Source organism: Psychrobacter sp., assembly GCF_030457785.1.
In the GTDB taxonomy this organism is placed as follows: Bacteria; Pseudomonadota; Gammaproteobacteria; order Pseudomonadales; family Moraxellaceae; genus Psychrobacter.
Map to the genome: position 1 here is coordinate 1 of NZ_JAKDUI010000088.1, position 9,947 is coordinate 9,947.

Annotated in this window: 8 protein-coding genes; 2 read left to right on the top strand and 6 right to left on the bottom strand. The window is 45.5% G+C overall.

Annotated elements, in window-relative coordinates; all coding sequences use genetic code 11:
* Positions 1 to 85: 85 nt before the first annotated feature.
* The 6 genes from murG to L0J61_RS05935 all read right to left on the bottom strand — a co-directional run bounded on the left by murG (position 86) and on the right by L0J61_RS05935 (position 7,403).
* Complete coding sequence (gene murG, locus L0J61_RS05910) at positions 86 to 1,171, bottom strand: undecaprenyldiphospho-muramoylpentapeptide beta-N-acetylglucosaminyltransferase (RefSeq protein WP_301465409.1); 1,086 nt, start codon at positions 1,169 to 1,171, stop codon at positions 86 to 88.
* A gap of 248 nt (positions 1,172 to 1,419) precedes the next feature.
* A complete protein-coding gene (gene gshB / locus L0J61_RS05915) occupies positions 1,420 to 2,391 on the bottom strand; it encodes a glutathione synthase (protein WP_301465410.1) in 972 nt (323 codons plus the stop codon).
* Between the two features lie 101 nt (positions 2,392 to 2,492).
* Positions 2,493 to 3,182: an orotate phosphoribosyltransferase gene (pyrE, locus tag L0J61_RS05920; protein WP_301465411.1), complete on the bottom strand. Its 690-nt coding sequence runs from the start codon at positions 3,180 to 3,182 to the stop codon at positions 2,493 to 2,495.
* 61 nt (positions 3,183 to 3,243) lie between these two features.
* Positions 3,244 to 4,230, bottom strand: a complete 987-nt coding sequence (locus L0J61_RS05925; protein ID WP_301465412.1) for a hypothetical protein — start codon at positions 4,228 to 4,230, stop codon at positions 3,244 to 3,246.
* A gap of 59 nt (positions 4,231 to 4,289) precedes the next feature.
* Complete coding sequence (locus tag L0J61_RS05930) at positions 4,290 to 5,129, bottom strand: NAD-dependent epimerase/dehydratase family protein (protein WP_301465413.1); 840 nt, start codon at positions 5,127 to 5,129, stop codon at positions 4,290 to 4,292.
* A gap of 72 nt (positions 5,130 to 5,201) precedes the next feature.
* The gene (locus L0J61_RS05935) at positions 5,202 to 7,403 is read right to left on the bottom strand and encodes a DUF4105 domain-containing protein (RefSeq protein WP_301465414.1); all 2,202 of its coding nucleotides are present in this window, start codon (positions 7,401 to 7,403) and stop codon (positions 5,202 to 5,204) included.
* A 146-nt stretch (positions 7,404 to 7,549) separates the two neighbouring features.
* Between L0J61_RS05935 and ampD the strand changes: the two genes are divergently transcribed.
* Entirely contained in the window at positions 7,550 to 8,143 is a 594-nt protein-coding gene (gene ampD, locus L0J61_RS05940) for a 1,6-anhydro-N-acetylmuramyl-L-alanine amidase AmpD (RefSeq protein ID WP_301465415.1), read from the top strand.
* Positions 8,144 to 8,262: 119 nt separating this feature from the next.
* Positions 8,263 to 9,813, top strand: coding sequence for a murein biosynthesis integral membrane protein MurJ (gene murJ / locus L0J61_RS05945; protein ID WP_301465416.1), 1,551 nt, complete (start codon positions 8,263 to 8,265; stop codon positions 9,811 to 9,813).
* Positions 9,814 to 9,947: the final 134 nt, after the last annotated feature.

Genomic DNA, 9,947 nt, shown 5'->3' on the forward strand with positions numbered 1-9,947 from the left:
AAGAGATTCTCTTTCTGATAAAACTAATAAATATTAATATAATAATAAGACGGCTGATAAAGATAATTGCAAGTCAGAATAAAGACTACAATGTTTGCCAAATAATATCAGCAACTTGTTGACTAGCATTCCGATTGGCAAGGGCATGACCTTTTTTTGCCATAGCTAGACAGGTCGCACGATCTAATAACTTAAGCTCATCGCTCAGGCGCTCGGCTGTCAATTCAGACTGCGGTAATAACGTTGCAGCATCATGCGAGGTCAAGGTGCGAGCATTAGCCGTCTGGTGATCATCAACAGCATGTGGCAATGGCACAAAAATCGCAGCAATACCGACGTTTTGAATTTCAGTGACTGTTAAAGCACCTGCTCGGCAAACAACAATATCTGCCCAGTTATAAGCAGCAGCCATGTCATCGATGAATGGCTGGACCGTGAACTCATGGTTGCTTAAATCCTCGCTCGCATAAGCAGCCTTTGTGGCGTCATCATTATTACGTCCACACTGATGACGCACCTCAAAAGATTGGTCTAGCAGTGCCAATGCTTTTGGTATCGTCTCATTTAGTACTTGAGCACCCAGTGAACCACCCACCACTAGCAATTTAAGCGGTGCGGTGCTCCCGACATCATAACGTACCGTCGGCTCAGCGACACCTGTGATGGCATTACGCACTGGATTGCCCACTGTTTCAAGTTTTGCATCCTGCTCACTGTTCGCAAAAGTGTGCTCAAACGCTTGTAATATCTTTGTCGCAATCTTAGACAAATAACGATTACTCATCCCTGCAATGGCGTTTTGTTCGTGAATAATCAGTGGCGTACTGGTCAAACGTGCTGCAATACCACCAGGCGCCGTAACATAACCACCAAAACCAATCACCATATCAATTTGATTGCTACGAATCACCTTAACAGCAGCCATCGTCGCGGATAGCAAGGTTACTGGCAGTTTCAATAAACGCCCCACACCCTTACCTCGTAGCCCTTGCATATCGATAGCATGGAACTGATAGCCCGTCGGTGCTACCAAACCATTTTCCATACCATTTGGTGTTCCCAACCAGTGAACAACCGCACCGCGCTGAGTTAATTCTTCAGCCACTGCCAACGCTGGAAACACATGCCCACCCGTACCAGCAGCCATCATTAATACATGCGGTTTTTTCATGAACCTCTGCCTATCTTTTTTTATTTATATGAAGGGCCTGTTGCCCTATCACCATTTCATCATCTATCGATAACAACGATGTGAAGCTTGCACAGTATAGTGTAAATTTACGGTAGATATGTAGTGCTTTACGTATAATCAACGAGCACTTGCATGCCAGTTTGCTTACTGTATCTTAGTATAAGCATTTTTGAATATTGTGCATATCACTTTGCGATATTTGCAACAATTGACACTAAGGCGTGTCTTCAAATCGCCAGCTTATTCTCAATAGCAATGATAAGGTCTGTCGCAATATCTGTACCACACTGATCATCAATCTCACGTACGCAAGTCGGGCTGGTGACATTGATCTCAGTGATACGCCCGCCGATTAAGTCTAAGCCGACGAACATTAAGCCTTTTTCTTTGACAATTGGCGCCACGACTTCTGCTACTTGACGTTCGACATCAGTAAGCGACATTGCCACGCCACTACCACCAGCAGCTAGGTTTCCTCGAGTCTCGCCTTTGGTTGGGATACGAGCGAGGCTGTAATCGACTACTACCCCGTCGACAATCAATACACGTTTATCACCATCGGCAATCTCTGGCAAATAGCGCTGCGCCATAATCGGTAACGTCTCAAGTTCCGTCAAGACTTCTAATGTCACACCGATATTTGGGCTATCTGCAGTCAGACGGAATATACCGGTACCGCCCATACCGTCTAGCGGCTTGACGATGACATCCTGCTGTTCAGTGATGAATTGACGAATATGCGCTTGCTTGCTCGTTACCAGTGTTGGGCTCATATAATCGCTAAACCAAGTCGCAAACAACTTCTCGTTACAATCCCGAATCGCTTGCGGATCATTCACCACCAACACACCCTCTGACTTCGCATGGTCCAACATATAAGTCGCATAAATAAAGCGCATGTCAAACGGTGGATCTTTGCGCATCAAAATCACATCATAATCACCAACTGGTGCTGTCGTCTGCTCTCCTAATGTATAGAAATCTTCAGGATCACGAGTGACAGTCACCGGCTGCGTGTCGACCATCAACTGTCCACGATCTAGCCACAAGTCATGAATCTGACAGTAGCCTAGGCTATGACCTCGATCCTGAGCAGCCCACATCATTGCCAAGCTGGTGTCTTTTTTATAATTGACTCGCTCGATAGGATCCATGATGACGAGTATTTTTAATGCGTTTTCTGGGCTTTTTTGGCTCATGATAAGGCTCACTTACGTTATATTTTGAATATATCCGACAGACAGGAACGACATGCTTAGATTATGCCTCTGTATTACAGCATAGTAATGACTGCGATAAATTATACGCCGTATTTCTCGCGGTAATGCTGCATTTTTGCAAGCTGAGTGTCGTCTCTATATTCGCTTTGATCGTCTGCTAAATAACTGATTAAATCATCGATATCAACGAGCGCACGTACTGGCACCGCTAGCGTCGCTGCTAGCTCTTGAATAGCCGAGTGCTCAGCTTGCCCTTTTTCTTTACGATCAAGCGCAACGATAATACCTGCAACGCTTGCACCCGCCTGCCCTAAAATATCGACCACTTCACGCATCGCTGTACCAGCGGTAATCACGTCATCGAGTACCCAAACAGCTTTGCCACTGACATCAGCGCCCACCAAGTTACCACCTTCGCCATGAGTTTTGGCCTCTTTGCGGTTATAACCCCATTTGGCATTGATGCCATGATGCTGCCATAACGCCTGCGCAGTTGCTGCCACGAATGGAATACCTTTGTACGCTGCGCCGAAGATTACCAGCTCTTGCTCGTCATCGGTTATTTGCTCAGCCAAAGCATCAGCATAACCACGTGCTAACAACGACAACATCTCACCTGTCGCGAGCAAGCCAGCATTGAAAAAGTACGGACTGATACGACCAGACTTGAGCACAAACTCACCAAATTTTAGAACTTGATTGTCTAAAGCCAGTTGAATAAATTGATGAGATGAAAATAATGGGCTTTGGACAGGTTGAGCGTTATGCATTATGACATTCCTATTGGCTAAAAAAAGGGCTAAAAAACTGCATTATTGTACGCATTATTGGTTAGCTTGACCAACCATTGACTTCATAATCTTGCATATTAGGATAGCGGGTTAATAAACCATTGCGCGACGAAAGGTTAAAATAACACTCACCGTCATCACCTACCTGTATATCCCAACCTAAGTGATAAGCCGCCACGATGATATGACCTGCAAACAAACGTATTTGGCGATAAGCATGCCGCTCTGCTGGCTCACAAGCGATCTGACTAAGCAAATAACTTCTTAAGTGCTGACAGATTTGCGCCGCGCTATAGCTTTGATTGATGGTTTTTCGTGTACCACACTGATCTAGAGCATGAACCGCCACACTACATGCCATGATGTCGGTAGCCAAACTACCCTCACCTGTCTCAAACTGCTGCGGCTGCAAAATCACTTGCCAGTCGTCAGCATAGAGGCTGTTAAGCAACTCATCGGGGTTGTATTGCTTGGTCAATGTCCGTAATGATGGTGCCGACGATTTATCTTTGACACTGGGGTCTTCTGAGTCATCAGCAATCAAAAATCCATAACGGCTCAGATTTGGATAAGCACGAATCGCTTGCTGAATATCTGCCATATCTAATAACGTCAGGTTGCTTAGCGATGATAATAATCGCTGGTCGCTGTTATTCTGGTAAAAGCTATCAGGAAACTCGACAAGCTGTGCGGCATTGAGTAATGACACATACTCAGCCAATGCTTCTGAAGCAATCAGATCCCATTTCGATAATCCGTCTTCGTCGGGTTGATAAAACCGCGCAGAGCTACCATAGAGCCGGCGCAATTGACCGCTTAACTGCCGAGCTGGTTCTGGAATATCACTCAAAGGTCGAGCCGGATCAATTGGCGATTGGCTAGGATCAAAGTTGGGATGAACAATTGCAGGTCGCTCGCTGTTAGGAAAGGTAGTCGCCGTATCACTATGACCTTCTGCAAGCTTATCGCCTACTGCCGTCAGTTCAGCACTCGGTATGCGATTATCAGAAGTAGAAGGCTGGGTCATGAAATCTCCCTAAATAATAAATATAACGCAAATAAAGCCAGTCCGCTTATCCTGTTATTTTACTCTAAATGACGTAAGATATCACGATAACCTGCTTGCCAGTCAGGGTAGTCTAGCCACGCTAACGGAATATTGCTGTGCAAACGCTTTCCTGTGACGCTCCGTTTTTTATCGTCAACGACGGGAGCTTCTGCACCAACTTGCTCACTCAACCAAGCACCCAGCTCTAAAGTCGTGACTGGTGAGTAGTCAGTCGCGATATAAAGCGGCTTTGCTACTTCTATCGTCAATACATTGACGATAATGTTGACCAAATCACGATCCATTATGCGATTGCTCCAATGCTCGGCTGCCACTGGCTTTTTTTGTGGTTCGCGGGCTTTGCGCAGGCGCATCAAACGATTGCGCCCATAAATGCCACTCGGCCGAATGATTACTAATTTATCGCCAAAATCCTGTCGCAGCGCTTGCTCTGCTTGCAGTATTACCTTTGACGCTTCGCGACTAGGTATGGCCTCTGCGGTAGATTCATCAATCCAATCACCATTGTCCTGCCCATACACCCCTGTTGACGAGATAAAAACCAAGCGCGACAAGTCTTTAAGGTGGTCCGCTAGACTTGCTAAATGCTCGCCAATCGCTAAATAACTGTTCTGATAACCACTGGCTGAGTACTCATCAGGCGTGATGATGATCGCGATTTGGGTAAAACCTCGTAACTGATCAGCCGTCAGTGTCAACGCATCAGCTTGCATGAAGGCCACATTATCGTCTAAGTCGTAGTGCGTACGCTGGCGACGGGCTAGACCAGTAACCGACAGACCATCTTCGGCAAGTCTATTGGTGACTGGTAAGCCGATGCCACCCTGCCCGATAATCAATATTTTTTGCGTGCTCATACGGCATCCTTTATTAGACATGGCTGTTTTGAAAAGTACTGATCTTTTAAAGAGTACTGAGGCATAGATCTGCTAAAAATAACGCCGGTATGACAGTTGCACGTCGTTATTGGTATCGATACGGTTTTGCCATTCGTAGCTACTATTGATTCTTAATGCTTGTTTTTTGTCAATGTCGTATTGCAACCCTAACGTCGAGATTGGCTGCCAATAATGACCGTGAACATTGGACTCACCGCTTCCGCCATGATACCAATACGGCAATTGCAATTGGGCTTGCGCTCGTAACTGATTGTTAATCTGATAGCGGCAGCCCATATTCACGCCTGCACCGACGCGAAAGCCTTTACTGATTCCACGCCCTGCTTGAGCTTGCCCCGATAGCAAAGTATAGCAAAGCTGTGGCGGCATCTCACCAGTGCCCGGTCTGGGCGTGCCAAACGCCCACGACCAGCCCGACTCATAGCCCACACTGCCAACCAGATGATCACGGCCGGACTCTTGCGAGCCATCGTTTACTCGTGTTGCCTCGATACTGGCGCCCCACGTCTTACCACGGCTGTCGGTATTAATCGGGTTAAATGAACGTCCACGCACGACCGTAAAATTCTCAAGCACCAAACTATCGAGTTCGTCGTCGTCACCATCAGTATCATAAAAGCGTAACCTAGCGTCTAACGCCTCTAAACTAAAGAACTGCGGAAACCCTGATGTACGATCAAGCGTGTCATGAAACCCTGAACGTAAGCCCAAATCAATATAACTATTATCACCACGCTGACCAATACTTACCTGAGCCATTTGCAAAGGGTGACGGTCGACAGGGTTGTTGTCCGACGCAACAATGCCATGATTTATGACTGTTTCTAAATCATCAGACATGCTTGACATCAGGTTATACTCTGTTGAGTTAATATTTCTAGCAGCGTTCTTAGTTGACGCTCGGTAGCCAAAATCTGTTGCTGTTTTTGCTTTATTAGACTGCGCCTGACGTACGGTACTATCAGATGGCGTATAACGGGCATCTAATAGCAAGCCTTCGTTGTCTAGCAGATTAATCACATCCGAAGGTACCACAGCATATGGCAATTGAGCACGCAGATTCTGCTCAAAGCGTACCACGTCAATCAGCCGCAATATTTCAGAGGCGCAATTGTCCGTGGAGAAATAATACGGAATATCTAAGTCTTTGGTTTCCCATACGTGCCGGATAATTTGCTTTGTTTCTTCGGGTGTCAGATCCAGCTGATAAGTCCATGCATCACGCTCATCGTCTTTTAGGTACTTAGCCAGCTTCATCGGATAAGGATCAATCTCAATGACATTGCTATAAGCACCTATAGTCGATTTGAGCGCATAAATTGCAAATGCATCATCAGGATTGCCATCGACAGTATCATTTAATGCATAAGCATGATGGATTTGGCTAGGGTCTGCGACACTGGCTTTTGAATCAATACGCAGCAAAGTATGAGCAAAAGCGGAGGTTGGACTGTCCAAGTATTCCTCGGCAAACATAACCGATAGTTGCTCAGGTGCTAGCATGGTCATCCAATCATCAAACGCCGGACAATCCGCTTGCAAGTGATGACTGTCGATACCTAAAATCCCGGCAAGCCAATGCGTTCGTGCTGGAAACCGACAAATAACTGAATTATTAGCAGATGTTTTGCTATGTGAGCTGCTGCTATGTAAATTAGCGCCATGTGAGTTCATGCCTTGACTAGCGGCAACTTCCTCAGACAAGGCCACGAGCATAGCGTCCATTTCAGCACTGGCATCTTGTTGACCATCCCGTTGACTATTTTGTTGGCTATTTTGTTGGCTGCTGTCACTGAGAAAAAACGTTGGATCATCAATTAAACTCTTGGACACATCTTTATTGAATAGTGACGTTTTGTCATCTAAAAAATATAACAACCGTCGCCACGTCAAATGCTGAGCTAGATGGTCTTCTTTTACCTGATACCGCCATTCAGCTAATAACGCTTCAGCTTGTTTGTTTTGCTTATCATCAACATCAACATTTGGTATGCTTTTAGCCTGCTCACCTGACGACGCACTCACAATCGGCATTTCAGTCAGACTTTCAGCAGCAGCTGGTGAGGGCTCGAATGCTAATTCACCCGTGGTCACCAGTGATTCTGGCGTCGGGATAACGGCTTGCACTGGTGCAGACAATAGCAACCCTACAACAGCCAGTGACAAACAAGCTCGCTGGCGTTTGTTAATTAAGCTAAAATCCATCAAAGCTGTGGTCGGCTTTAGAGACATGAGATAAATCCCGCACGTTGTGTTTTATAGATAGTTGGTTATACACGCTTGCTTTATAAAAATTTAGCTATTTTCAGTCCATTTCGAGCGTTATCGTTTGATTTGAAAACACGCCCTTACTAGTACTATTACACAAAGAGAGTATTATGCCCACATTATCGTCAATGACTGTCAACGATGGCTTATTATCCGCCGCTACGTGGCTGGCGTCACCAAATTGCAATCAACGACCTGACAATACAACTGTCGATACTATCGTCATCCATAATATTAGTTTGCCACCCGATGACTTTGGCGCGTCTGATGCTAATGGCTTCCATTACGTTAAGGCTTTATTTACCAATCAATTAGACTGGGAAGCTTACCCTTATTTTCAGACAATTAAGGGAATGGAAGTTTCAGCGCACCTCTTCATCGAGCGCGATGGTACGGTGACTCAATTTGTGAACTTTGACGAACGCGCTTGGCATGCTGGTCGCTCCAGTTATTTGGGACGACCCGAATGTAATGATTATAGCATTGGCATCGAGCTTGAAGGGTCAGATTTTACGGCTTTCACTCCAGCTCAGTACGACACACTCGCACAAGTGGTCGTCGCTATATATGACGCTTATCCTAATACACGCCGGCATTTGACGGGTCACAGTGATATCGCTCCAGGACGTAAGACAGACCCTGGCGATCATTTTGAATGGGCAAGGTTTCGTGGACTGCTATCTGAGAAACTGGGTCAGCAGTAGCAACTGTTCGCATTCATCATTTCCACACTCAATTCATTCATCTCCGCCATGAAAGTGCTATAATTTGTCAGTTTTTTTACGCTAGTCATTCAGCAAACAACTTAGCACAATAGGTTCTCATGGCAAAAAGTCGGTTATTTCGTTCTACTATGGTCGTCAGTAGCATGACCATGCTTTCGCGTGTGTTAGGTCTGGTACGTGATATCGTATTGCTAGGCGTCTTCGGTGCTGGCGGTCTGATGGATGCTTTTTTAGTCGCCTTTAAGATACCTAACTTTTTACGGCGGTTGTTTGCGGAAGGCGCATTTAGCCAAGCATTCGTCCCAGTGCTGTCTGAATATAAAGAAAAATACAGTTTACAACAGGTACAGATTTTGGTCAGTCGCACCTCAGGCGCTCTGCTGCTGGTGCTATCTATGCTAACACTGGTTGTCATCTTGATTGCACCTTGGGTCGTGACTTTGTTTGCGCCAGGTTTCGCTGATCAGCCAGATAAATTTGCTATCACTGCTGAGTTATTGCGCCTTACCTTCCCTTACCTGCTATTTATTTCTATGACTGCTTTTGCAGGTGGTATTTTACAAAGCTATGGACGCTTTGCTGCACCCGCCTTTGCACCTGTGTTGTTAAATTTATGTATGATTGGTAGCGCGCTTATTTTCGCTCCTATGTTTGATACACCAATCATGGCGCTTGGTTATGCAGTCGCTATCGCAGGCTTGCTACAGTTTTTAATACAGTTGCCACAGCTATGGCAACAAAAACTACTCGTCGCACCAAAGGTTGATTTTGGTCATGAAGGTGTCCAACGTATTTTGAAGCTGATGCTACCAGCCATCTTCGGCGTATCGGTCACTCAGATCAATCTACTGCTCAACACGGTATTTGCCTCTTTGATGATTGGTGGCTCGGTTTCTTGGCTGTATGCTGCTGAGCGCATGAGCGAGTTGCCGCTAGGACTTATCGGGGTTGCTATCGGTACGGTAATTCTACCAAGCTTGTCAAAAAGTGAAGCGCAGAAAGACGATGTTAACTTCAAAAAAACCATCGACTGGGCAGCTCGGCTAATTGTTTTGGTTGGCGTCCCGGCATCCGCTGCCCTATTTATACTGGCAGACGTATTAATGCAGGCATTGTTTTTGCGCGGCGAATTCACCTTACTTGACTCTCAGATGAGTGCTTTGGCATTACGCAGTATGGCGGGTGGTATCTTAGGATTTATGTTGATTAAAATCTTTGCACCGGCATTTTTTGCCCGTCAAGATACCAAAACTCCTGTCAAAATCGGTATTATTTCTGTCTTTGCCAATATGATTTTTAGTGTAATTTTCATTGGCATATTTTACTTTTTCGACATGCCGTTACATGGTGGTTTAGCATTAGCGACAACAGGTGCTGCCTTTGTAAACGCAGGCTTGCTATATTACTTCTTACAAAAACGTGAAATCTTCCGATTTGGCAGTCATTGGAAAAAGCTGTTTGTCCAATTTGCAGCTGCTACCAGCGCTATGACCGCCGCACTTTATATCATGCTGCCATATTTCCCAACCGATAATGCCCAATGGCAACGTATTATTGCTCTGCTCATCATGTGCGCAGGTGGTGCACTGGTTTATGGCATCGTGTTACTCGCAACCGGTTTTCGCCCTCGCCAGCTAAAACATGGCTAAAACGTGTCCCAAAATAAAATAATAAGACCCTAACTTACGAAACCAAAACAAGCCTAGTATGAGAATTGACAGTGACCTAGCCTAGTATTTGCGATAATTAATATTAAATAAAAGCATACTAAATACCCCAGATA

What these genes read in the sequence shown, in the direction of transcription:
- murG (WP_301465409.1), bottom strand. Translation starts at nt 1,171, where the DNA reads ATGAAAAAACCGCATGTATTAATGATGGCTGCTGGTACGGGTGGGCAT.
- gshB (WP_301465410.1), bottom strand. Translation starts at nt 2,391, where the DNA reads ATGAGCCAAAAAAGCCCAGAAAACGCATTAAAAATACTCGTCATCATG.
- pyrE (WP_301465411.1), bottom strand. Translation starts at nt 3,182, where the DNA reads ATGCATAACGCTCAACCTGTCCAAAGCCCATTATTTTCATCTCATCAA.
- L0J61_RS05925 (WP_301465412.1), bottom strand. Translation starts at nt 4,230, where the DNA reads ATGACCCAGCCTTCTACTTCTGATAATCGCATACCGAGTGCTGAACTG.
- L0J61_RS05930 (WP_301465413.1), bottom strand. Translation starts at nt 5,129, where the DNA reads ATGAGCACGCAAAAAATATTGATTATCGGGCAGGGTGGCATCGGCTTA.
- L0J61_RS05935 (WP_301465414.1), bottom strand. Translation starts at nt 7,403, where the DNA reads ATGTCTCTAAAGCCGACCACAGCTTTGATGGATTTTAGCTTAATTAAC.
- ampD (WP_301465415.1), top strand. Translation starts at nt 7,550, where the DNA reads ATGCCCACATTATCGTCAATGACTGTCAACGATGGCTTATTATCCGCC.
- murJ (WP_301465416.1), top strand. Translation starts at nt 8,263, where the DNA reads ATGGCAAAAAGTCGGTTATTTCGTTCTACTATGGTCGTCAGTAGCATG.